The 22,261-nt window shown below is 72.2% G+C and carries 20 protein-coding genes and 1 pseudogene; 10 read left to right on the top strand and 11 right to left on the bottom strand.

Annotated elements, in window-relative coordinates; translation table 11 throughout:
* Positions 1 to 31 precede the first annotated feature (31 nt).
* Entirely contained in the window at positions 32 to 853 is an 822-nt protein-coding gene (melC2, locus tag IE244_RS23380; RefSeq protein WP_191875512.1) for a tyrosinase MelC2, read from the top strand.
* Between the two features lie 49 nt (positions 854 to 902).
* On the opposite strand, the gene IE244_RS23375 is transcribed toward melC2, so the two are convergent.
* Both IE244_RS23375 and IE244_RS23370 read right to left on the bottom strand, forming a co-directional pair.
* Complete coding sequence (locus IE244_RS23375) at positions 903 to 1,595, bottom strand: ribonuclease H family protein (protein WP_191875511.1); 693 nt, start codon at positions 1,593 to 1,595, stop codon at positions 903 to 905.
* Between the two features lie 60 nt (positions 1,596 to 1,655).
* Positions 1,656 to 2,450 carry a VOC family protein gene (locus tag IE244_RS23370; RefSeq protein ID WP_191875510.1) on the bottom strand — a complete coding sequence of 265 codons (795 nt, stop codon included), beginning with the start codon at positions 2,448 to 2,450 and terminating at the stop codon, positions 1,656 to 1,658.
* 143 nt (positions 2,451 to 2,593) lie between these two features.
* Between IE244_RS23370 and IE244_RS23365 the strand changes: the two genes are divergently transcribed.
* From IE244_RS23365 to IE244_RS23350, 4 genes are all read left to right on the top strand, one after another.
* The gene (locus IE244_RS23365; protein WP_191875582.1) at positions 2,594 to 3,601 is read left to right on the top strand and encodes a zinc-binding alcohol dehydrogenase family protein; all 1,008 of its coding nucleotides are present in this window, start codon (positions 2,594 to 2,596) and stop codon (positions 3,599 to 3,601) included.
* Between the two features lie 219 nt (positions 3,602 to 3,820).
* Positions 3,821 to 5,263 (top strand): family 2B encapsulin nanocompartment shell protein, encoded by a 1,443-nt coding sequence (locus IE244_RS23360; protein ID WP_191875509.1) that lies wholly within the window; start codon positions 3,821 to 3,823, stop codon positions 5,261 to 5,263.
* A gap of 19 nt (positions 5,264 to 5,282) precedes the next feature.
* Positions 5,283 to 6,335, top strand: coding sequence for a family 2 encapsulin nanocompartment cargo protein terpene cyclase (locus tag IE244_RS23355; RefSeq protein WP_191875508.1), 1,053 nt, complete (start codon positions 5,283 to 5,285; stop codon positions 6,333 to 6,335).
* Between the two features lie 52 nt (positions 6,336 to 6,387).
* Entirely contained in the window at positions 6,388 to 7,272 is an 885-nt protein-coding gene (locus IE244_RS23350; protein WP_191875507.1) for a geranyl diphosphate 2-C-methyltransferase, read from the top strand.
* 117 nt (positions 7,273 to 7,389) lie between these two features.
* On the opposite strand, the gene IE244_RS23345 is transcribed toward IE244_RS23350, so the two are convergent.
* On the bottom strand, positions 7,390 to 7,872 hold the full coding sequence (locus IE244_RS23345) for a VOC family protein (RefSeq protein ID WP_191875506.1): 483 nt from the start codon (positions 7,870 to 7,872) through the stop codon (positions 7,390 to 7,392).
* A gap of 121 nt (positions 7,873 to 7,993) precedes the next feature.
* On the opposite strand from IE244_RS23345, the gene IE244_RS23340 reads away from it, so the two are divergent.
* Positions 7,994 to 9,196 carry an epoxide hydrolase family protein gene (locus IE244_RS23340; RefSeq protein ID WP_191875505.1) on the top strand — a complete coding sequence of 401 codons (1,203 nt, stop codon included), beginning with the start codon at positions 7,994 to 7,996 and terminating at the stop codon, positions 9,194 to 9,196.
* A 23-nt stretch (positions 9,197 to 9,219) separates the two neighbouring features.
* Here IE244_RS23340 and IE244_RS23335 read toward each other — a convergent pair whose 3' ends face one another.
* Entirely contained in the window at positions 9,220 to 9,669 is a 450-nt protein-coding gene (locus IE244_RS23335; RefSeq protein WP_191875504.1) for a helix-turn-helix domain-containing protein, read from the bottom strand.
* Between the two features lie 263 nt (positions 9,670 to 9,932).
* On the opposite strand from IE244_RS23335, the gene IE244_RS23330 reads away from it, so the two are divergent.
* Complete coding sequence (locus tag IE244_RS23330) at positions 9,933 to 10,820, top strand: RNA polymerase sigma factor SigF (protein ID WP_191875581.1); 888 nt, start codon at positions 9,933 to 9,935, stop codon at positions 10,818 to 10,820.
* A gap of 2 nt (positions 10,821 to 10,822) precedes the next feature.
* Here IE244_RS23330 and IE244_RS23325 read toward each other — a convergent pair whose 3' ends face one another.
* Together IE244_RS23325 and IE244_RS23320 are read right to left on the bottom strand one after the other, a co-directional pair.
* On the bottom strand, positions 10,823 to 11,287 hold the full coding sequence (locus tag IE244_RS23325; protein ID WP_191875503.1) for an ATP-binding protein: 465 nt from the start codon (positions 11,285 to 11,287) through the stop codon (positions 10,823 to 10,825).
* A gap of 285 nt (positions 11,288 to 11,572) precedes the next feature.
* A pseudogene (locus IE244_RS23320) lies at positions 11,573 to 12,811 on the bottom strand (DUF6777 domain-containing protein); the annotation flags it as partial.
* A 276-nt stretch (positions 12,812 to 13,087) separates the two neighbouring features.
* Here IE244_RS23320 and IE244_RS23315 point away from each other — a divergent pair.
* Complete coding sequence (locus IE244_RS23315) at positions 13,088 to 14,269, top strand: streptophobe family protein (RefSeq protein ID WP_229854301.1); 1,182 nt, start codon at positions 13,088 to 13,090, stop codon at positions 14,267 to 14,269.
* Between the two features lie 5 nt (positions 14,270 to 14,274).
* On the opposite strand, the gene IE244_RS23310 is transcribed toward IE244_RS23315, so the two are convergent.
* The 4 genes from IE244_RS23310 to IE244_RS23295 form a co-directional block, all read right to left on the bottom strand.
* Positions 14,275 to 15,276 carry a serine/threonine-protein kinase gene (locus IE244_RS23310; RefSeq protein ID WP_191875500.1) on the bottom strand — a complete coding sequence of 334 codons (1,002 nt, stop codon included), beginning with the start codon at positions 15,274 to 15,276 and terminating at the stop codon, positions 14,275 to 14,277.
* Positions 15,276 to 15,827: a hypothetical protein gene (locus tag IE244_RS23305; protein ID WP_191875499.1), complete on the bottom strand. Its 552-nt coding sequence runs from the start codon at positions 15,825 to 15,827 to the stop codon at positions 15,276 to 15,278. Before IE244_RS23305 ends, IE244_RS23310 begins: the two co-directional genes overlap by 1 nt.
* Positions 15,828 to 15,879: 52 nt before the next feature.
* The gene (locus IE244_RS23300; RefSeq protein ID WP_191875498.1) at positions 15,880 to 18,219 is read right to left on the bottom strand and encodes an ABC transporter ATP-binding protein/permease; all 2,340 of its coding nucleotides are present in this window, start codon (positions 18,217 to 18,219) and stop codon (positions 15,880 to 15,882) included.
* 73 nt (positions 18,220 to 18,292) lie between these two features.
* A complete protein-coding gene (locus tag IE244_RS23295) occupies positions 18,293 to 18,703 on the bottom strand; it encodes a hypothetical protein (protein WP_191875497.1) in 411 nt (136 codons plus the stop codon).
* A 313-nt stretch (positions 18,704 to 19,016) separates the two neighbouring features.
* Here IE244_RS23295 and IE244_RS23290 point away from each other — a divergent pair, with 313 nt between their 5' ends.
* Positions 19,017 to 19,400 carry a nuclear transport factor 2 family protein gene (locus tag IE244_RS23290; protein WP_191875496.1) on the top strand — a complete coding sequence of 128 codons (384 nt, stop codon included), beginning with the start codon at positions 19,017 to 19,019 and terminating at the stop codon, positions 19,398 to 19,400.
* Positions 19,401 to 20,169: 769 nt separating this feature from the next.
* Here the strand turns inward: IE244_RS23290 and mgrA are convergent.
* Complete coding sequence (gene mgrA / locus IE244_RS23285; RefSeq protein WP_191875495.1) at positions 20,170 to 21,162, bottom strand: L-glyceraldehyde 3-phosphate reductase; 993 nt, start codon at positions 21,160 to 21,162, stop codon at positions 20,170 to 20,172.
* Between the two features lie 143 nt (positions 21,163 to 21,305).
* On the opposite strand from mgrA, the gene IE244_RS23280 reads away from it, so the two are divergent.
* Positions 21,306 to 22,241 carry a LysR family transcriptional regulator gene (locus tag IE244_RS23280; RefSeq protein ID WP_191875494.1) on the top strand — a complete coding sequence of 312 codons (936 nt, stop codon included), beginning with the start codon at positions 21,306 to 21,308 and terminating at the stop codon, positions 22,239 to 22,241.
* Positions 22,242 to 22,261 lie beyond the last annotated feature (20 nt).

The following is a 22,261-nucleotide window of genomic DNA, read 5'->3' as shown; positions in this document are numbered from 1 at the left end:
CCCCCGCAAGGACTTCCGGAGCACCCGCACCATGACCGTACGCAAGAACCAGGCCAACCTGAGCGCCGACGAGAAGCGCCGGTTCGTCAACGCCGTCCTCGAACTCAAGCGCAACGGACGCTACGACGAGTTCGTCCGCACACACAACGCGTTCATCATGTCGGACACCGACACGAGTGAGCGGACCGGCCACCGCTCCCCGTCCTTCCTGCCCTGGCACCGCAGATTCCTGCTCGACTTCGAACAGGCGCTGCAGTCGGTGGACTCCTCGGTAGCGCTGCCCTACTGGGACTGGAGCACCGACCGCACGGTGCGTGCCGCGCTGTGGGGGCCGGACTTCCTGGGCGGCACCGGGCGCAGCACGGACGGCCGGGTGATGGACGGCCCGTTCGCCGCGTCGGCCGGCAACTGGCCGATGAACATACGCGTCGACGGCCGTACCTTCCTGCGCCGCTCGCTCGGCACGGCCGTGCGCGAGCTGCCGACGCCCGCGGAGGTGGAGTCGGTGCTGTCCATAGCGACGTACGACATGGCGCCGTACAACAGTGCCTCGGACGGCTTCCGCAACAACCTGGAGGGGTGGCGCGGGGTCAATCTGCACAACCGGGTCCACGTCTGGGTCGGCGGCCAGATGGCCACCGGGGTCTCCCCCAACGACCCGGTGTTCTGGCTGCACCACGCCTTCGTCGACAAGCTGTGGGCGGAGTGGCAGCGGCGGCATCCCGGCGCGTCGTACGTGCCGGGCGGCGGCACGCCGGACGTCGTGGACCTGAACGAGACGATGAAGCCGTGGAACGACGTGCGCCCGGCGGATCTGCTGGACCACACGAAGTTCTACACCTTCGACAGCTGAGACCGCCGCAGACGGCCCACGACGGCCGACGACCGTCGAAGACGGCTGATCAGGCCTCGGCGGTACGGCACTCCGGGTGACCCCAGCCCTGCGCGTTCTTGGCGATGGACTCGCCGGCCGCGTAGGCGCGGCCGCACAGGCAGCGGCCGGAGAACTTCGCCTTGATCGTACGGGAGGACGCTCCGCCGCCGGCGCGGCGGGGCGCCTTCTTGCGCGGGGCCGCCGCCTTCGGGGTGTCGGGCGACGGCGGCGGCTCGGGAGAGCCGAGCGCGCTGCCGGCCGCCTCCTGGACGGTGGCGGCCTGGCTCGCGGCGCGGTCGGCGAAGTCGTTCAGCGGATCGCCGTCGACCTGGTGGGCCGGGACGTAGCGGAACTCGACCGCCCGGCCGTCCAGCAGCGCGTCGATGCGGACGACGAGCTCCTGGTTGGCGACCGGCTTGCCGGCCGCGGTCTTCCAGCCGTTGCGCTTCCAGCCGGGCAGCCAGGTGGTGACGGCCTTCATCGCGTACTGGGAGTCCATGCGGATCTCCAGCGGCACGTCCGGCTCGACGGCCGCGAGCAGCCGCTCCAGGGCGGTGAGTTCGGCGACGTTGTTGGTTGCCCGGCCGAGCGGGCCCGCCTCCCAGCGGACCGCGGTCCGCTCGTCGTCGGAGATCACCCATGCCCATCCGGCCGGTCCGGGGTTTCCCTTCGAAGCCCCGTCGCACGCGGCCACCACACGTTCACGCATGTGCCCGATCATGCCATGGCCGAACGGCCGGCCGTGCTCCTCGTGCCGCGGGCAGCCTGCTGCGGGAGCCGGTCAGACCTCCGTGACCTCCGGCATCTCCCCTTCCGTGGTCGCGATGTCGATCACGGAGAAGTTCGCGCCCTGCGGATCGCTGAGGGCGGCGAACCGGCCGAAGGGACTGCTCATCGGCCCGAAGCGGAGGACACCGCCGAGCTTGGTGGCGCGCGCCACGGCCTCGTCGCAGTCGTCGACGGTGAAGTAGACATTGATGTAGGACGGCACCTCGGGCGGGAAGTCGTCGGTCATCCGCATCCGGCCGAGGACGGTGTCCTCGCCCACGTCGAACATCCGGAAGTCGACGGCCTGGTCCTGGATCTGCTTCATCCGGTACGGGAAGAGGGCGGAGAAGAAGGTGTCGGCCTTCTCGGGCTCACGGGTGAAGACCTCGGCCCAGCAGTAGGCGCCCGGGGTCGCGGTCGCCTCGAAACCCTCGTGGGTACCGCCCTGCCAGACACCGAACACGGCTCCGCTGGGCTCACGGGCCAGGCACATCGTGCCGAAGGTGCCGACCTGCATCGGCTCCATGAGCACCTCGCCGCCGTTCGAGCGGATCTTCTCCGCGGTGGCGGCGGCGTCCGGCGAGGCGAAGTACAGGCACCACTGGGACTGGCCCTCCTGGCCGGGCATCGGCGGGACCACGGCGGCCACCGCCTTGCCGTCCGCGTAGGCCTGCGTGTAGTTGCCGTACTCCGACGACGACTCGCCGAAGGTCCAGCCGAGGACGTCGGCGTAGAACCGCTTGGCCCCCTCGACGTCGCTGAACATCGCATCGGCCCAACAGGGCGTTCCCTCGGGTTGCACGGCCATGCTCGCGGCCCTCCTGGTGTTGTGCTGCCCCCGTGCTCACGCTAGCCAGCCCGCGTTCGGCCCGCGCGCCGAACGCGGGGCTGCCGGACACTGGGGAAGGGGCCCGCTGCTTCGGAAGGGCGGACGTGATGACGACGCCGACGATGCGGGCCTGGTCCGTCGTGCGGCCCGGGCCCGTCGAGGGTGACCCGCTGCGGCTCGTGGAGCGCCCCGTGCCGCTGCCCGGCGCGGACGAGCTGCTGGTGCGGGTGCGCGCCTGCGGGGTGTGCCGGACCGATCTGCATGTCACCGAGGGTGACCTGCCCGTGCACCGGGCGGGAGTGACGCCGGGACACGAGGTCGTCGGCGTGGTGGCGCGCGCCGGACCCGGGGCCGGTGACTTCGCCGTGGGCGACCGGGTGGGCATGGCGTGGCTGCGCCGGACCGACGGGCGGTGCGCGTACTGCGCCCGGGGCGCCGAGAACCTGTGCCCGAGCTCGGAGTACACCGGGTGGGACGCCGACGGCGGCTACGCCGAGTACGCCACCGTGCCGGCCGGCTTCGCCTACCGGCTGCCCGGCGCCTTGGACGACGTGGCGGTGGCACCGTTGCTGTGCGCCGGGATCATCGGGTTCCGTGCGCTGCGCCGGACCGGGCTGCCCAAGGGCGGACGGCTCGGCCTGTACGGCTTCGGCGGGAGCGCGCACCTGTGTGCGCAGATCGCGCTCGCCGAGGGCGCCACGGTGCATGTGATCACCCGGGAGCCGGCCGCCCGCCGGCTGGCCCTGGAGCTGGGCGCGGCCTCCGCGCGGGACCTGCGCGAGCCCCCGCCCGAGCCGCTGGACGCCGCGATCCTGTTCGCCCCGGCCGGCGAGCTCGTCCCGGTCGCACTGCGCGCCCTCGACCGCGGCGGCGTGCTGGCGCTCGCCGGCATCCACCTGAGCGACGTGCCGGCCCTGCACTACGAGACCGAGCTGTTCTACGAGAAGGAGCTGCGCAGCGTCACCTCCAACACCCGTGCGGACGGGCGGGAGTTCCTCGTGCTGGCCGCCCGGTACGGCGTCCGCGCGACGACGCACCCGTATCCGCTCTCCGAGGCGCCCAGAGCCCTGCGGGACCTGAAGGCCGGACGCTTCGACGGAGCCGCGGTACTGGTGCACGACCGTTCCTGACCCCGGCCGCCCGGGCACAGGCGGGACCACCAGCGCGTGATCAAGAAGCGCGCCCCCTTTCGCCCCGGACAGCCGGTTTACGCAACCAAGTCATGCAACCGCCCCCTTTGCGCCGTATCCCGGAGATCACCACGGCTGTTTGGCTTGTGCCTGCGCACTCGCACCTCGCGCACCACCGCCTCTTCACACCCCCTTGTTCACCTCTCCGCTGGAGGGAATGTGTCCACACCGGACAGCGTCGTCGGCTCCGCCGTAGACGAGCCTGAACCCGATCCGACCGCCGACCGGCAGCTCACCAGCCTGAGCACCCGGGCGGCACGCCAGCTCGCCACGACCACCAAGTCCGAACCGCAGATGCAGGCCATCACCTCCCGATGGCTGCTGAAGACACTGCCGTGGGTGGACGTCAAGGGCGGCACCTACCGGGTCAACCGGCGCCTCCAACTGCGCACGGGGCGCGGCCGGGTGAGCTTCGAGCACAACGGCGGGGACGACATCCGGGTCATCCCGCACACGCTCACCGAACTGCCCATCCTGCGCGGCTACGACGACCTGGAGGTGCTGACCGAGGTCGCCGGCCGTTTCCAGGCCCGCGAGGTGCGCGCGGGACAGGTGCTGTTCGAGGCCGGACAGCCGGTCACCGAGGCGTACCTCGTGGTGCACGGCAGGTTCACCCGGTACGCGGCGGGCAAGTACGGCGAGGAGGAGATCGTCGGGGTCGTCACCGACGGCGACCAGATGGGCGACGAGGCGGTCGGGCAGTCCGACCCTCTGTGGCTCACCTCGGTCCGGGCGGAGACCGCGGGCGTGGTGCTGGCGCTGCCCTGGGCCGTCGTCGAGGAGGTCATGGAGCGCGTGCCGTCACTGGGCGCCCATCTCCAGGCGTATGTGGACCGGCAGCAGCTGCCGATGAACCGCAAGGGCGAGGCCGAGGTTCCGGTGCAGGCCGGCCACGTCGGCGAGGAGACACTGGCCGGCGGCTTCGTGGACTACGAGCTCGCCCCGCGCGAGTACGAGCTGTCGCTCACCCAGACCGTGCTGCGGGTGCACACCAGGGTCGCGGACCTCTACAACCACCCGATGGACCAGACCCAGCAGCAGCTGCGCCTCACGGTCGAGGAGATCCGCGAGCGCCAGGAGTGGGAACTGGTCAACAACCGGGAGTTCGGGCTGCTGCACAACATCGACTACGGGCAGCGGATCAGCACCTTCACCGGCCCGCCGACGCCCGACGACATGGACGAGCTGCTGTCCATGCGCCGCAAGACCAAGGTGTTCCTGGCCCACCCCAAGGCGATCGCGGCCTTCTTCCGGCAGTGCAACCGACGGGGTCTGGTGCCCGGCACGGCGAGCGTCGACGGGCACGAGGTGCCGGCCTGGCGCGGGGTCCCGATCTACCCGTGCAGCAAGATCCCGATCAGTGAGAACCACACCACCAGCATCATCGCGCTGCGCACCGGTGAGGCGGACCAGGGTGTCATCGGCCTCTACCAGACCGGCATCCCGGAGGAGTTCCAGCCGGGCCTGAACGTCCGCTTCATGGGCGTCAACGAGCAGGCCGTCATCAACTACCTGGTCACCGCCTACTACTCGCTGGCGATTCTGGTCCCCGACGCGGCGGGGATCCTGGAGAACGTCCAGCTCGGCCGGACCGCCGACTGACACGGCCTGGAGCACAGTCATGAGCACATCCACCCACTCCTACGCGCTGCCCGGGCCGCCGAACATCGCCCAGAGCCTGCGCCCGGCCCGGCGCACCGGAGCCGTCCCCGGACTCCGCTACCGGCCGGCGGTACCCGCCGACCCGGAGAAGGCGGCCGAGGTCGACCGCAGGCTGGAGGCCTGGGCCCGCGAGCTGGACCTGTTCCCCGAGGCCTGGAAGGGGGACTTCTCCGGCTTCCAGTTCGGCCGGGCCGTCGTCCTGCAGCATCCGGGCGGCCTCGACCTCGACCGCCTCACCGCCGCCGGGAAGCTGCTGCTCGCCGAGAACATCGTGGACTCCTGCTACTGCGAGGAGGACGAGGGTCGGGGCGGATCACGGCGGGGCCTCGGCGGGCCGCTGATCATCGCCCAGTCGGCGCTCGACCCCTACCACGGCATCCCGGAGCTGGAGGCGGAGTGGCGGGACGGCATCCAGGCCGACGGGCCGCTGCGCTCCTACCACTTCGCCCTGGCGGACTACGCGACCTTCGCCACGCCCAGCCAGACCGGCCGGTTCGTGCACGACATGGCCCGGCTGCACATGGGCTATCTGGCCGAGGCCGCCTGGATGGAGACCCGGTACACACCGCGGGTCTGGGAGTACCTGGTGATGCGGCAGTTCAACAACTTCCGCCCCTGTCTGTCGCTCGTCGACGCCGTGGACGGCTACGAACTGCCCGAGCCGGTCTACGCCCGCCCGGAGATCCAGCGGATCACCGCCCTCGCCTGCAACGCGACCACGATCGTGAACGACCTGTACTCGTTCACCAAGGAGCTGGCGAGCGATCCGGACCACCTCAACCTGCCCCAGGTGGTCGCGGCCAACGACCGCCGTGGGCTGAAGGCCGCCTATCTGAAGTCCGTGGAGATCCACAACGGGATCATGGAGGCCTTCGAGGAGGAGTCCGCCGCCCTGTCGGCCACCTCACCCGTGATCGCGCGCTACGCCGAGGGCCTGGCCGCCTGGGTCTCGGGCAACCACGAGTGGCACGCCACCAACACCCACCGCTACCACCTGCCCGACTACTGGTAGCAGATCCACAGCTCACCTGAAACACCATCAGCACCACTTCGAGGAGCAACTGTTGACCACCGCCCCTGTCGCCCGGAAGACCAGCACGCCGGCACCGGTGCCGACCCAGTCCACGTACCAGAACCGCGTCGCGGACTACTGGAACGCCGAGGAGAACCCGGTCAACCTCGAACTCGGAAAGATCGACGACCTGTACCACCACCATTACGGCATCGGGGACGCCGACTGGACGGTGCTCGACGAGCCCGATCCCGATCTGCGCAAGGCGCGGATCACCACGGAACTGCACCGGCTGGAGCACGCCCAGGCCGAGCTGCTGGCGGGCCACCTCGGCCCGCTCACGCCCGCCGACCGGGTCTTCGACGCCGGCTGCGGCCGGGGCGGCGGCAGCATCGTGGCGAACCTGCGCCACGGCTGCCACGCCGACGGGGTCACCATCTCCGCCAAGCAGGCCGACTTCGCCAACGAGACGGCCCGCCGGCGGCAGGTCGACGACAAGGTGCGCTACCACCACCGCAACATGCTCGACACCGGCTTCGCGTCGGGCGCGTACGCCGCGTCGTGGAACAACGAGTCCACCATGTACGTCGAGCTGGACCTGCTGTTCGCCGAGCACGCCCGGCTGCTGCGCCGGGGCGGACGCTATGTGACGATCACCGGCTGCTACAACGACACCTACGGCCGGGCCTCGCGCGAGGTGTCCCTGATCAACGCCCACTACATCTGCGACATCCACCCGCGCTCGGAGTACTTCAAGGCGATGGCCCGCAACCGTCTGGTGCCGGCCCACGTCGAGGATCTGACCGAGGCCGCGATCCCCTACTGGGAACTGCGCAAGCAGGCCGACCACCTGGTCACGGGCATCGAGGACACGTTCCTCGACGCCTACCGCAACGGCAGTTTCCAGTACCTGCTGATCGCGGCCGACCGGATCTGAGCCGGGGCCCGGCGTCAGGAACTTCCGTCGGCATGGGACACCGGCCCGGCCCTGGCGGGGAACTCCCGGTATGTGATCACCGAGATCCCCGTCGAGGCCGGGTGGGGCCGATGGCCGCTACTCCCCCGCGTGTGCCCTCTCCAGCGCGGCGACGTCCAGCTTGCCCATGGCCATCATGGCCTTCATGGTGCGGGCCGCCTTCTCCTGGTCGGGGTCGCCGATCAGGTCGGGCATCCGGTCGTAGACGACCTGCCAGGAGACGCCGTACCGGTCCTTGAGCCAGCCGCAGGGGCCGGCCTCGCCGCCGTCCTCGGTGAGCTTGGTCCAGTAGTAGTCGATCTCGTCCTGGTCGGCGCAGAGGATCTGGAAGGACACGGCCTCGTTGAAGCGGAACTGGGGGCCGCCGTTGAGCGCGACGAACTTCTGGCCGTTGGCCGTGAACTCGGCGACCAGCACGGAGCCGGCCGGGCCGGGACCGGCCTCGGTGTAGCGGCCGACGCGGCCGATGCTCGAGTTCTTGAAGACCGAGACGTAGAACTCGGCGGCCTCCTCGGCCTGGCCGTCGAACCACAGACACGTGACGAATCCGTCGCTGGTCATGAGTACCTCCTGAGCGGGGAACGCGGTCATCTGTATCGACCGATCCTCGCGGCGAAACTCATCGGCGGGGGCGCCGGATAATCCGTGCGGGTGAACGGCGTCCGCGCCTAGCATCCCGATCATGACCTCCACGCCTGCCGAACGCATCGAACCCTTCCGGCTCTCCGTCCCGCAGAGCGACCTCGACGACCTGCACGACCGCCTCGACCGGACCCGCTGGCCGGCCGAGCTGCCCGGAGCCGGCTGGGAGTACGGCGTCCCGGCCGGCTATCTGCGCGAGCTGGTCCGGTACTGGCGGCACGAGTACGACTGGCGCGCCGCCGAGGCCGAGTTGAACCGGTGGCCGCAGTTCACCACCACGATCGACGGGACGAACGTCCACTTCGCCCACGTCCGCTCACCGGAGCCGGACGCCACGCCGCTGGTCCTCACCCATGGCTGGCCGGGGTCGGTCGTGGAGTTCCTGGACGTGGTCGGCCCGCTCACCGACCCGGTCGCGCACGGCGGCGACGCGGCGGACGCCTTCCATGTCGTCGTGCCGAGCATCCCCGGCTTCGGGCTGTCCGGACCCACCACCGAACGGGGCTGGGAGGCGCGCCGGGTGGCCGACGCCTGGGTGGAACTGATGCGGCGGCTCGGCTACGAGCGGTTCGGGCTGCAGGGCGGCGACTGGGGCGCGGGGATCTCCCGCGAGCTGGGGCGCGTCCATCCGGAGCGGGTGATCGGCGTCCACCTCAATCTGCTGCCCGGCGCGCAGGCGGCCACCGAGCCGGCCGAGGAGGAGCTGGCCGCGCTGGACCCCGGGGAGCGGGAGCGGACACTGCTGTCCTGGCGCCGGTGGGACGCCTGGCTCCGGGACGGCGCCGGATACGCCGGCCTGCAGTCCACCCGCCCGCACACCCTGGCCTACGCCCTGACGGACTCGCCCGTCGGTCAACTCGCCTGGATCGTGGAGAAGTTCCGGGAGTGGGCGGACTGCGAGGAGCTGCCGGAGGAGGCGGTGGACCGGGACCGGCTGCTGACCAACGTGATGCTGTACTGGCTGACCGGTACGGCCGGTTCATCCGGCCGTATCTACTACGAGCGGGCCCACACCAGCGGCGACCGGGCGTGGCAGCCGGCCGAGCCGTCGACCGCGCCGACCGCGCTGGCCGTGTTCCCGGCCGACCCCCAGATGCCGCTGCGGCACAAGGCGGAGCGCACCGAGAACCTCGTCCGCTGGACCGAGTTCGACCGGGGCGGCCACTTCGCGGCCCTGGAGGAACCGGACCTCCTGGTCCCCGACATCAGAGCGTTCTTCCGCGGGCTCCGCGAGAAGCCGTAGGGGCGTCGTACGGCGGGGCCGGCTCAGGCGGCCAGGCAGAGGCCGGTGGAGGGGCGGGGACGCGCGGCGGCCGGACGGCGATGCGGGGTCGTGTGGCGGGTCAGCTCCGCGTGGGTCAGGGACAGCAGGTCGGCGAGGCCCAGGCCGAGCGCGTGCGCCGCGGCGGCGAGGACCTCCGAGGAGGCCTCCTTGCGGCCGCGCTCGATCTCGGAGAGGTAGGGCAGCGAGATCCTGGCCGCGTCGGCCACGTCCTTGAGGGTGCGCTCCTGTGACCGCCGCTCGCGGCGCAGCACCTCACCGACAAGATCACGCCACAACGGCTCCTTGCCCTCCCGCTGCCCCGCGTTCTCTCGCGTCTCCCTGTTCTGCGTGTTCCCCGTGTTCCGCGCGGGCGAGGACTCGGGGCCCGCCGGGCGGGCGGGCACCGGTCGCAGCGGGATCACTCGGGCTTCGTTGCTCACCTGGTTGGTCACCCGCGCCAGCCTACGAGCCGGGGCCCGCGGGGCAAGGGCGCCGCGTTGCGCCCTGAGGGAAATCGGCGGGGCGTGTTTCGCGCCACTGCGCGACAACGCGTGCATGCCAGAGGTGACCGGGGGTACTCGCCCCGTGAGCGGCACCGTCGGCACACGTCGAGTACCGGGGTTCGGGTACCCGGAACAAAAGGTGGGAAACGGACAAAAACTGGCCGCTCAGGGCAGACGGCAGACGTGGCACCGTGACTTTCGTGGGAGAGGTAATGAACACCGCCGGGATCCGGTCAGAAGCAGAGGTCGCCGAGAGGGCCGAGCAGGACAGGACGGGCGAGGAATCACTGCCTGGAATCGCGGACCCGGCGTCCGTCGCGCCCCGTGACGCACGGGAGCTGTCCCGCCAGTTCTTCCGCCGCCTGACGGAGCTGGAAGAGGGCACGCACGAGTACCAGTACGCGCGCAACACCCTCATTGAGATGAACATGTCGCTGGTGCGGTTCGCGGCCGGACGGTTCCGGGGCCGCGGCGACGACATGGAGGACATCGTCCAGACCGGCATGATCGGCCTGATCAAGGCCATCGACCGGTTCGAGCTGGCCCGCGAGGTGGAGTTCACCTCCTTCGCGCTGCCGTACATCGTGGGCGAGATCAAGCGGTTCTTCCGGGACACCACGTGGGCGGTGCACGTGCCGCGCCGGCTCCAGGAGGCACGGGTGGAGCTGGCCAAGGCGCGCGAGGAGCTGTCCAGCCGGCTGGACCGGGACCCGACGGTGGCCGAGCTGGCGACGCTGATGAACATCTCCGAGGACGAGGTGGTCGAGGCCCAGCTCGCCTCCAACGGGTACAACTCCGCCTCCCTGGACGCCGCGCTCACCGGCGACGGTCCCGAGGACGGCGAGGCGGTGCTCGCCGACTTCATCGGTGTCGAGGAGGAGGGGCTGCGGCTCGTCGAGGACTTCCACGCGCTCGCCCCGCTGATGGCGGAGCTCAGCGAGCGGGACCGGGAGATCATCCATCTCCGGTTCGTCGAGGAGGCCACCCAGGCGGAGATCGGGGCACGGCTCGGCTGCTCCCAGATGCACGTGTCCCGGCTGATCAAGCGCATCATCACCCGGCTGCGCGAGGGGATGCTCGGCGAGCTGGGCTGCGCCTGAGGTCAGCCCGCTTCCGGGCGGCGCAGTTCGAAGCGGGCCTGCACCCGCTTGCCGACCGGTACGCGCTCCGCGGTGACCGCCGAGGCCAGGGCGCACACGATCTCCAGGCCGTGCCGCCCGACGCGCTCGGGATCCTTGGGGTAGCGGCGGGGCAGGGCGGAGCTGCTGTCGTAGACGGACACCGTGACGGCGCTGTCGGTGCCTTCCAGTTCCAGGATGTACGGGCCGTTGCTGTGCCGGTCGGCGTTGGTGACGAGTTCACTCACGAGCAGCATCAGCTCGCCGTCGGCACGCCGGTCGGCGGTGGCGCACCACTCGGTCCGCAACTCCTCCAGGAACCGGGAGGCGAAGGCACGCGCCTCGGCGATGCATCCTGGTTCGCCGGTGTAGTGCGCCGCGCGTCGCAGCGGCTCCACGGGTACGTCGAAACCAGTCGGTATCACTGCCCCGCCCAGATGTTCGGTCATGCTGTCTCTCTCGAAAAATCGGCCCGGCCGGTCGCCTGTCGCACCTGTCCTCGTACCCCGAGCCGGGCCCGGCAGTCCCCCTGGGCGTTCGCCCGCCGCGCACAGTGGCGAGGGTCACGAGGATGTCGTCGCGCCGGGAGCGGAGTTCTCTGAGGACGGCGGCGCGGAGCCGGTCGTCTGCTCCTGCGACGACTCCTCGCCCGAGCTCTCGGTCGCCGGGGAGCCGGCGGACGGCGACGTCGGCCCAGCGGTGGAGGACTCGGGCGAGGACTCCGGCCCGGACGAGGACTCCGGCCCCGACGACTTCGGCTCGACCGGCTTCGACCTCGACGGCGAGGACGAGGGCGACGAACTCGATGAAGACGGCGAGGACGACGAAGAGGAAGAAGGGGACGAAGCGGGCGAGGCGGACTTCGAAGAGGACGAGGCCGGCTTCGAAGGAGGCCGGGAGGACGGGCTCGACGAGAGCGAAGAAGACGACGTCGACCACGACGGCGAGGTGCTCGGCTTGCCCGACGTGGACCGGCAGGGCCGGGGCGAGGGGCCCGGCGTCCCGGTCCTGCCCGGCGAGGGCGGGCACGGCTCCGGCGGGTTCCAGGGGTGCGGGAACACCGGCGGCCTGGCGTGCCGGTCGTGCCGGCCGTCATGGTCGCCGCGCTGCCGGTGGATCCAGTCGTGGTGGGGGGCGTCGTAGAGCACGAAGACGTTGACGACCTTCGGCGCGGGCGTCACCACCACCACGTTCGAGGGCCGGTACGACGGCCAGCGGGTGCCCACCAGTTTCGGTGTGGCCTTCTGGGCCACCGGCGATGCCAGCGGGTTGCCGCAGGCGCAGCGCACCCGGGGCACGCCGTGGCCGTCCACCAGCACGGCGGTGCCCGCCTGGAGCACCGACTGGTAAGCGGTGGCGGCGCCGTCGCGGTAGCCGTGGTTGGTGACCCGGGTGTCGACGCGCAGCTGGACCGGGGTCAGCGAGCGCAGGTAGGCGGGCACGCCGGACGGCTGGACGCCGACCACGGAGGCGAACGCCTTGTTCTTGCCCGGTTCGGCCTGCAGGGCCTTGATCTGCTTCTCGACATCGCAGGAGGGAGCGCTCTGGGTGCCGCCGTACAGGCCGGGCGCCCCGCCCTCGACTCCCGGCACCGCGTTGGCCCCGCCGGAGGCGGCGGGGGCGGAGGGCGGGGGCACGGGCGGGGAGGAAGTCTGCCTCGCGGTCGATTCCGTGAACGGGTCCTGGCCGCTGCTGTTGGCGGACTGCAGGAAGACCTCGCCGCCCTTGGCGGACGAGCCGCCCCCACCCGGACGGGTGAAGACCACCGCGAGGACCACGGCCGCGACGACGGCGGCGCTGAGAGCAGCCACACGCGGTACCGACTTCCACCACGGCCTGTGCGGTCCCCCGGACCCGGCGCCGCCGCCCGGGGGCTGCGCGGGCGGTGGTCCGGAGGGGGGCCGGGAGGAGCCCGACAGCGGGCCGGAGGGCGGTCCGGTCGGGCGGCCGGAAGACGGAGGTTCGGCGCTCACGAGCACTTCTTCCCGTCGCGATCGTCGCGATACGCGGCGCGATACGCGGCGTTTCTCAGTCACATCCCGTGGGGTGCGTTCGGCTGCACGTTGATCCCATTGTGTGTGGCAGTGTGCTGACACGCGCAAGCCGACGCGGACGGCCCACTCGGCGGGCGCGGTGCCCTGCGGCTGCATAGCGTGGCAGGCGTGAGCGCTCCGACCGTCTCCGCGCGGCCCGCCGCCCACCACGGCTGGGCGCGGGCCGTGGCCACGGTGCTGACCGGGCTGGCCGTCATGGTGCTCGTGGCGGCATTCGGGCTGTGGGCGGCCGGAGCGGCGGACCTGCCGGACGGCGCGTTCCCCAGGGTGGTGGTCGCGACCCTGGTCACGGCGGTGGGCGGCAGCGTGGAACTGTCCGGCAACGCGGGCTTCCTGGCGCAGACCCGGGCCGGCATCACCGTGATCCCGTTGTCGGTGACGCTCGCCGGCGCCCTGGTGATCGGCGCGGGCTTCCTGCGCCCGCTGCGGCACCGGGCGGTGGCCTCGGCAGGTGAACTGGCCGGCTGGGCCGCCCGGATCGCGGTGCTGTGGCTGCTCGTGCTGGTCGGCCTGGCCTTCGGTGCCCGGCAGACCTTCGCCGTGGACGTGGGCAGCGGCACCCTGAGCGACCTGACCGGGCTGTTCGACGTGTCGCCGAAGGTGGGGTTCACCGCGAACGTGCCGCTGACCGTGCTGTTCGGACTGCTGTGGCTGGCCGGGGTGCTGCTGCTGGCCCTGCTGGTCGCGTACGGAGCGCCCCTGCCGGCGCGGCTGCTGCGTTTCCAGGAGTCGGTGCGCCCGGCGGCGCACGCGACGGTGGCCCTGCTCCTCGCGTACGTCGCCGTCGGGCTCGTCACCGCGCTGATCACGGCGGCGACCCGCGGGCACGCCCCGGCGACCTTCGCGCTGATCCTGCTCGGCCTGCCGAATCTGGCCTGGCTGGCCCTCACCCTCGGCATGGGAGCGACCTGGAACGGCCGCGTGGACGGCCCGTTCGGCCTGCCGATGCCGCACGTCCTGGACGCGATCCTGCGCACCCCGGACGTGTCCGCGCTGAACCTGCGCTCGCTCACCGCCGACGACGGCCGGTGGTGGTGGCTGGTGGTCGTGGACGCGATCCTGCTGCTGGCCGTGGCCTTCCGCATGGCGGTCCGCTCACCGGCCCGGATCCGCCTGTGGCAGCACGCCGTCCACCTGGCCGTGGCGCTGGCGCTGGCGGTGCTGATGATCTGTCTGACGGGCCGCGTCTCGGCGCACTACGGGCTGTCCCTGCTCGGCATCGGTGACATGGGCGGCGGGCTGTCCGGGGAGCTGTTCCTCAGGCCCCGGCTGTGGCAGGCGGTGGGCCTGGGCGCCGTGTGGGGGCTGGTCGGGGGGTTCGTGGGCGCTCTGCTGGCGCTCCCGGTGCGCCGGCGGGGCGCGGTGGAGCGGCCTTAGGGGCCTCAGGATCCGAACGCCGGCTCCGCCCAGTGCGGGGGCCGTGGAGCCTCGGCCGCCGTGTGGTCCGTCTCCGTGTCGGGCTCTGTGCCGGGCTCCGTCGCCGCGTGGACGTCGGCCGGGGCCGCGCCGGACGCGGTGGCGGCGCGCAGGGCGGAGACGAAGGACAGGCAGGTGTCGTAGCGGGCGTCCGGGCTCTTGGCGAGGGCCCGGGCGAAGACCGGGTCGAGGGCCGGGGCGAGGCCGGGGCGGGCCTCGCTCGGCGGGGGCGGCTCGTCGTACTGGTGCGCCCAGAGCAGGGCCATGTCGTCCTCGCGCAGGAACGGCGGACGGCCGGCGAGGGTCTCGTACACGACGCAGGCCAGGCCGTAGACGTCACAACGGCCGTCGACCGGCCGGCCGGAGATCTGCTCGGGGGCCACGTAGTCGAGGGTGCCCACGAACTGGCCCACGCTGGTGAAGCCGGTCAGGGACAGCGACTTCTTGGTGAGCCCGAAGTCGGTGAGGTAGACGTGCTCGGGATGGTCGCTGTCGATGCCCTCCGCGATCAGGATGTTGCCGGGCTTGACGTCCCGGTGGACCAGACCGTGCTCGTGCGCGGCGTCGAGGGCGGAGGCGACCTGCGCGGCGATCCGTACGGTGTCCGGCAGCGGCAGTGGTCCGCGCAGGTCGAGGAGGCGGCGCAGGTCGCTGCCGGAGACGTACCGCATGGCGATGTAGAGCACTCCGTCCGTCTCGCCGGCCTCGAAGACCGGCACGATGTGCGGGTGGTCGATCGCCGCGGCCACCTGGGACTCGTGGGTGAAGCGCTTGCGGAAGGTGTCGTTGCGGGCGAGTTCGGGGGCGAGCAGCTTGAGGGCGACCGTGCGCTCCAGGCGCAGGTCGCGGGCCCGGTAGACGACGGCCATGCCACCGCGCCCGATCTCGCCCTCGACGAGGTAGCCCGCCACCTGCCGGCCGATCAGCTCCGAGGGCCGGCCGGAGAACAGGCTGGTCTCGCGTGCCATCAGCGCTCACCCTCGGGCGCGACCAGCCGGGTCGGGGCGTGCCCGGTGTCGCCCTCGCCGGTGACCGCCCGGTCGGTGGCGTAGGTGGTCAGCCGCCGTCCGTCGCCGTAGACCCAGCGGCCCTCCTCGGGGTCGTACAGCCACATGGACTCACCGTCCACCACGACCCCGATCCTCAGGTCCCGGGTGCGGTCCTCGAAGTCCTCGCCGTCCAGGGCACCGGCCGCCAGCTCCTCGACCGCGGACCGGTAGTCGGCGAGGGCCTGTTCGGCGCGGGCCAGCAGGGGCCGCGGATCGGCGGTGCCGTCCGGACCGTCGCCGGCGGGCGGGTCGTCGGGTACGGCGACCAGCCGGCGGCCGTCGACCCAGGCGCCCCAGCCGTTGGAACAGCGGACGTACCCCCAGTCGCCGCGCCGCTCCACCAGCTCGACCGGGAGCAGCGGGTCGAGGGGCACGGTGGGCCGGGCCGGGTCGGGCGACTCCCAGGCGGGCATGCCGCGCCGCGGCACGACGTGCGTGGGCTGGAATCCGGGGCTGGGCGCTTTGGTCATCGGGGCGCCTGCTTCCGTGTGTGTGCCGTCGTCGTGGGTGCCATCGTGCCGCCTACCTCCGCATCACGGCGGGCTCGTGCCGGCGCAGCAGCCGGGCGACCGCGAGCCCGTAGAGGGCGGACAGCGCCACCAGCATGGTCAGGTCGAGCAGCCAGACGCCTGTCGAGTGCCGGAAGAGCGGGTCGGCGGTCAGCGTGCCGGGCGCGGTCCGGGACAGCCCGACCGTGCCGGCCATGGCGGCGAGCGCCCAGCGGGAGGGCACGAGCCAGGACAGCTGGTCCAGGCCGGGCACGCCGCTCAGCCTGAGCAGGGCCCCGCAGAGCACGACCTGGACGATGGCCAGCAGCACCAGCAGCGGCATCGTCACCTCCTCCTTGCGCACCAGCGCGGAGACGAGGAGGCCGAGCATCATGGCGGTGAACGCCAGCAGGGCGACGGCCAGGGTGATCTCGGCGAGCGGCGGCAACAGGACGCCACTGCCGCCGGGCGCGTTCAGGTCGACGCCGAGGAGGGCTACCAGGGTGAGGACGACGGCCTGGACGACGCTGATCGTGCCGAGCACCACGACCTTGGACATCAGATAGGCCGACCTGGGCAGGCCGACTGCGCGTTCGCGCTGGTAGACGACGCGTTCCTTGACGAGTTCGCGCACCGCGTTGGCGGCGCCGGTGAGCACGGCGCCGACGCACAGGATGAGCAGCGCGCTCGTCGCGTTCTCCCGGGTGAGCCGTGTGCCCGCGAGGGCCCGGGCCATGGCGCCCATGACGAAGGGCAGCGCGATCATGACGAGCAGGAAGGTGCGGTCGGCGCCGAGGACGGCCGCGTAGCGGCGGACCAGGGTGCCGAGCTGGGCGGCCCAGCCGCGCGGGCGGGACGGCGGCGCGGGGGTGACGGGAGCCGGACCGGGGTGGCGGGGCTGGCTGCTGGACTCGGTGATGTAGTGCCGGTGGAACGGCGACTCCCGGTACTCCCGCGCCCAGTCGCGGTCCTGGTCGCGGTCGAAGGCCTCGAACGCCTCCGGCCACTGGTCGAAGCCGAGGAAGGCGAGGGTGTCGCCGGGAGGGCCGTAGTAGGCCACCCTGCCGCCCGGAGCCAGCACCAGGAGGCGGTCGCAGAGGCTCAGGCTGAGGACGCTGTGGGTGACGACGATGACGGTGCGGCCGTCGTCGGCGAGGCCGCGCAGCATGTGCATCACCGAGCGGTCCATGCCGGGGTCCAGGCCGGAGGTCGGCTCGTCCAGGAAGAGCAGCGAGGGTTTGGTGAGCAGTTCCAGGGCCACGCTGACCCGCTTGCGCTGGCCCCCGGAGAGGCTGTGCACGGGCTGTTCGGCGCGCTGTTCGAGACCGAGTTCCCGGATGGCCTCCGCGACCCGGGCGCGCCGCTCGCCTTGGGTGGTGTCCTCGGGGAAGCGCAGCTCGGCGGCGTAGGACAGGGCGGCGCGCACGGTGAGCTGGGGGTGCAGGATGTCGTCCTGCGGGACCAGGCCGATGCGCTGGCGCAGTTCGGCGTAGTCGCGGTAGAGGTCGCGGCCGTCGTACAGGACGGTGCCGCGGTCGGCGGGCCGCTGTCCGGTGAGGGCGTTCAGCAGGGTGGACTTGCCGGCCCCGCTCGGCCCGACCACCGCGAGCAGGCACTTCTCGCCGACCGGGAAGGACACGTGGTCGACGAGCACCTTACTGCCACCGTCCACGGCGACGGTGAGGTCCTGGACGTCCAGGGCCACTTCGCCGGTGTCGACGTACTCCTGGAGTTCGTCGCCGGCCAGGCAGAACGCGGAGTGGCCGATGCCGACGATGTCACCGGGGCGCACGGGCGCGCGGGCGACGGGCCGGCCGTTGAGGTAGGTGCCGTTGTGGCTGCCGAGGTCGACGATCTCGTACGTGCCGTCGGTGCGGGGGCGCAGTTCGGCGTGGCGCCGGGAGACGACCAGGTCCTCCACCACGAGGTCGTTGTCGGCCGCCCGGCCGATGCGGACCGAGCGCGCGGGCAGCGGGCGGACGCTGGTGGGCCGGCGGAAGGTGCCGGTCAGCTGGGGCAGCGACACCGCGGAGGGACGGCCGGGGGCGGGCCGCGGGGCTCCGGCGAGTACCGCGCGGGGGCCGTCGGCGGGATTGCCGAAGCGGATCACGCTGCCGGGGCGCACGGCCCACCGCTCGATCCTGCGGCCGTCGGCGTAGGTGCCGTTGGTGCTGTGCTGGTCCGTCAGGGTCCAGTGGTCCTGGTCGCAGTGCAGCACGGCGTGGTCCCACGAGACCCGGGCATCGTCGAGGACGATGTCGCTCAACGGGTCACGTCCGACGTGGTAGTCGCGGCCCGGGCTCATCACCGTGGAGCCCGTGTCGGTCTCCAGGACGAGTTCGGGCGCCGTCGGGGCGACCGACCGCTCCGCCATGGCCAGGATTCTACCGATTCGCTCACCTGTACGCCCCTGCCGACGGGCCGGGCTCCAGCGGAATGGACACGTGTCAGGCGACGGGCACCACGAGCACCGGCAGGACGCGCTGCATGCGCAGCGCGTCCACGGACTCGGCGAGCAGTTCGTACTCGGTGGTGTCGTCGCTGGCGGCGATCCGCACCAGCCGTCCGCCCGCCAGCTCGTCGGCCACCAGCTCCTGCCGCGCGTCGTCGGCACACCAGCCGCGCAGCAGGGCGGGCACGTCGACGACCGTGTCCGGGACCGGCACCAGCGCGCCCGCCGGGAAGGCGGGGCCCTCCGGGGTCGGGTCGAGGCGCTCGGCGATCCAGGACGCCCGGTCCCGCAGCCACCACAGGGCGAGGGCCAACGTCGGTGCGCGGTAGGTGCCGAGCGGTACGCCGATGCGCCGGCCGTCGCACATGCCGTACGCCGTGACATGGCACAGGAATTCGTCGTGCATGTCTCACTCCCCCGTCGCCTCGCTGTGTGCCGGCCTGGACCTCGCTCTGCGTGCGGCTCCTGTGCGGTGAAGTGCCCCTGGCGTTCGAGTATCGCCACTCCCGAAACACAGTCACCATGACTTTCCGGCCAGTCTGTTGGCATATTCGCCGCCTGTTCTGGCCGGAATGCACCGGCGCGCACGCCCACGGGGCATTACCCGGCAGGTAATCGACCCGCCGCTCGGATCTCCGGCATGGTGGTCACACCGGATCGGCGAAGCCCCGGATCCGGCCCCGACCAGCAGCAACGACCTCGTTGGAGGATGATTCACCATGTCCGCGAACACCGACCGTTACGAGATCGCCGCCAGCCGTTACTTCGAGGCCTGGAACGCCACCGAGCCCGAGGCCCTGAAGAAGGCGGTCGCCGCCGCGTGGACGGCGGACGGCGGCTACACCGACCCGCTCGCCGAGGTCCGCGGCCACGAGGGCATCGCGGCCGTGATCGCGGCGGCCCACGAGCAGTTCCCGGGGTTCGTCTTCCGCCCGCTCGGCACGGTGGACGGCCACCACGACACCGCGCGCTTCGGCTGGGAGCTGGTGAACGAGGCCGACGGCTCGGCGCCGGTGGCCGGGTTCGACGTCGTCACGCTGGACGCGGAGGGCCGGATCCGGCAGGTCTTGGGCTTTCTGGACCGGGTTCCGGCGGGTGCCTGACGCCGTCTGGCCGACGAAGCGGCCGCCAGAGTACGTCTTGGCCGCGGGGCGGCTCTGGGGACCGTGCCGCTGCAGGAGCGGGATGGGTGAGCGCGCGGCCGCGGGCTGCCAGGGGTGAGCGCGCGGCCGCGGGGGCCGCGGGGCCGCCGGGGCTGAGCGTGCGAGCTCTCGGCCACAGGCCCCCCAGGGGTGAGCGTGCGCCGCCGGGCCGCCAGGGGTGGGGCATGCGAGCGGCGGCCACAGGACCGCCAGCGGTGAGCGCGCGACGGCAGAACCGCCCCAGGCGAGCCCACACCCACAGGACCCCCACGGGCGAGCATGCGGCCGCCGGGCCGCCAGGGATGGGCATGCGCGACGAGCGCGCGGCCACACAACCGCCACAGGCGAGCCCACACCCACAGGACCCCCACGGGCGAGCATGCGGCCGCCGGGCCGCCAGGGATGGGCATGCGCGACGAGCGCCCGGCCACACAACCGCCACAGGCGAACCCGCACCCACAGGACCCCAGGGGCGAGCGCGTGGCTCTGGGGGCTCATGGGCGGGCCCGCGACTCCCGGGGTGGCCCGGGGGCCCAGGTCCCGCAGGGACAGGGACGGTTCGGCCGGACCTGATGCCTTCGGGTCCGCGCGGTCGCCCCCGAGGCGGGCGGACACCTCACCGCAGGTTCGCCTCAGGGCCGGCCGGCGAGGGGCTCGGCTTTGGCCCCCTGTCGGCACCGCCCCCACCCGGCACCGGCCCACCTCCGCTCGTGGTGGGGGCTCGGTGGGTTCAGGCCTTCACGATCGCGTCGATCCGCGCCAGTTCCTCGTCGTCGAAGTGCAGGTTGCGGATCGTGCCCACGCTGTCCTCGATCTGCTGCGGGCTGCTCGCGCCGACCAGCGCCGAGGTGACCCGGTCACCGCGCAGCACCCAGGCCAGCGCCAGCTGGGCCAGGGTCTGGCCGCGGGACTTGGCGATCTCGTCGAGCGAGCGCAGCCGGGCGACCAGGTCCTCGGTGACCGCGTCCGAGTTCAGGAAGGGGCTGTCGCTCGCCGCCCGGGAGTCCTCGGGGATGCCGTCGAGGTAGCGGCCGGTGAGCAGGCCCTGTTCCAGCGGGGAGTAGACGATGGAGCCGACCTGGAGTTGGTCCAGGGCGTCGAGCAGGCCCTCGTCCTCGGGACGCCGGTCGAGCATCGAGTAGCGCGGCTGGTGGATCAGGAGCGGGGTGCCCAGCCCGGCGAGGATGCGTGCGGCCTCGCGGGTCTGCTCCGCCGAGTAGTTGGAGACTCCCACGTACAGCGCCTTGCCCTGCTGGACCGCCGAGTGCAGCGCGCCCATGGTCTCCTCCAGGGGAGTGTCCGGGTCGGGGCGGTGCGAGTAGAAGATGTCGACGTAGTCCAGGCCCATGCGCGTCAGGCTCTGGTCGAGCGAGGAGAGCAGGTACTTGCGCGAGCCCCATTCGCCGTACGGGCCCGGCCCCATGAGGTAGCCGGCCTTGGTGGAGATCACCAGCTCGTCCCGGTACGGCGCGAGGTCGGCCTTCAGGGCCTCGCCGAGCGCGGACTCGGCGGCGCCGGGCGGCGGGCCGTAGTTGTTGGCGAGGTCGAAGTGGGTGACGCCCAGGTCGAAGGCGCGGCGCAGGACGGCCCGCTGCGTCTCGACGGGCCGGTCCGGGCCGAAGTTGTGCCACAGGCCGAGGGACAGCGCGGGGAGCTTCAGTCCGCTGCGTCCGGTGCGCCGGTAGGGCATGTCGGCGTAACGGTCGGGGTGTGCGGTGTACAACGCGACTCCAGAGGGGTTGGCACACGTGTCTTCCCGGCTCCCGGGGGCTTTCGCTCCTGGTCACCGCTCCCACTCTTCCCCGCCCGCCGGGCAGCGGTCCAACAGAAGAATCCGATGGAATTCAGCGACTAGTCTTCTCAATCATGGAACTGCGCCATCTCCAGCACTTCGTCGCCGTCTCCGAGGACCAGCATTTCACCCGGGCCGCCGAACGCCTGATGGTGTCCCAGTCGGGGCTGTCGGCGTCCATCAGGGCGCTGGAGCGGGAGCTGCGGGCGCCGCTGTTCGTGCGCACCACCCGCCGGGTCACGCTCACTGAGGCGGGGCGGGCGCTGCTGGTGGAGGCCGAGCGGATCCTGGCGCAGGTGCGGGCGGCGCACGAGGCGGTGGCCGCGGTGCAGGGAGTCCTGCGCGGCACGCTGGCGCTGGGCACCGAGCAGTGCATCGCGGGTGTCCATCCGGCGCGGTTGCTGGCCGCGTTCCGGGGGCGGCATCCGGACGTGGAGATCCGGCTGCGGCAGGCCGGCTCGGGGGCGCTGGCCGAGGAGGTCACGGCAGGCCGGCTCGACCTGGCCTTCGCCTACCGCATCCAGGCGGACAGCGACCAGCTGCGCTCGGTGGCGCTGACGAGTGAGCCGATGACCGTGCTGTGCCATCCGGGCCATCGGCTGGCCTCGGCCGACGCGGTGCTGGCCCCGGACGACCTGGCCGGTGAGGTCTTCGTGGACTTCCACCCGGACTGGGGCCCGCGGCGCACCACCGACGCCGCGTTCGCCGCGGCCGGTGTCCGGCGCACGGTCGCACTGGAGGTCAACGACGTGCACAGTCTGCTGGACCTGGTGGACGAGAACCTGGGGATCGCGGTCGTACCGCGGCACTTCCGGCACAAGCGGCCCTCGCTCACGGCGCTGCCGCTGAAGGGCGCGGGCGAGGCGGAGTACCAGACGGTGGCCCTGCTGCCGCCGGACCGCGCGACCAGTCCCGCCGCCCGGGCACTCGTCACTCTCCTGGAAACAGGGGGTGGGACGCCGGACCGGGTGCCGCCCGGTGTCCACGGGAGCCGGATTCCGGACGCGTGAGCGCCCGCTGTTTGGGATGG

It is taken from the genome of Streptomyces filipinensis, from assembly GCF_014649495.1.
Taxonomy (GTDB): Bacteria; Actinomycetota; Actinomycetes; order Streptomycetales; family Streptomycetaceae; genus Streptomyces; species Streptomyces filipinensis.
Note: the sequence above shows the minus strand (reverse complement) of the source record. Positions and strands in the feature narration are given on the sequence as shown.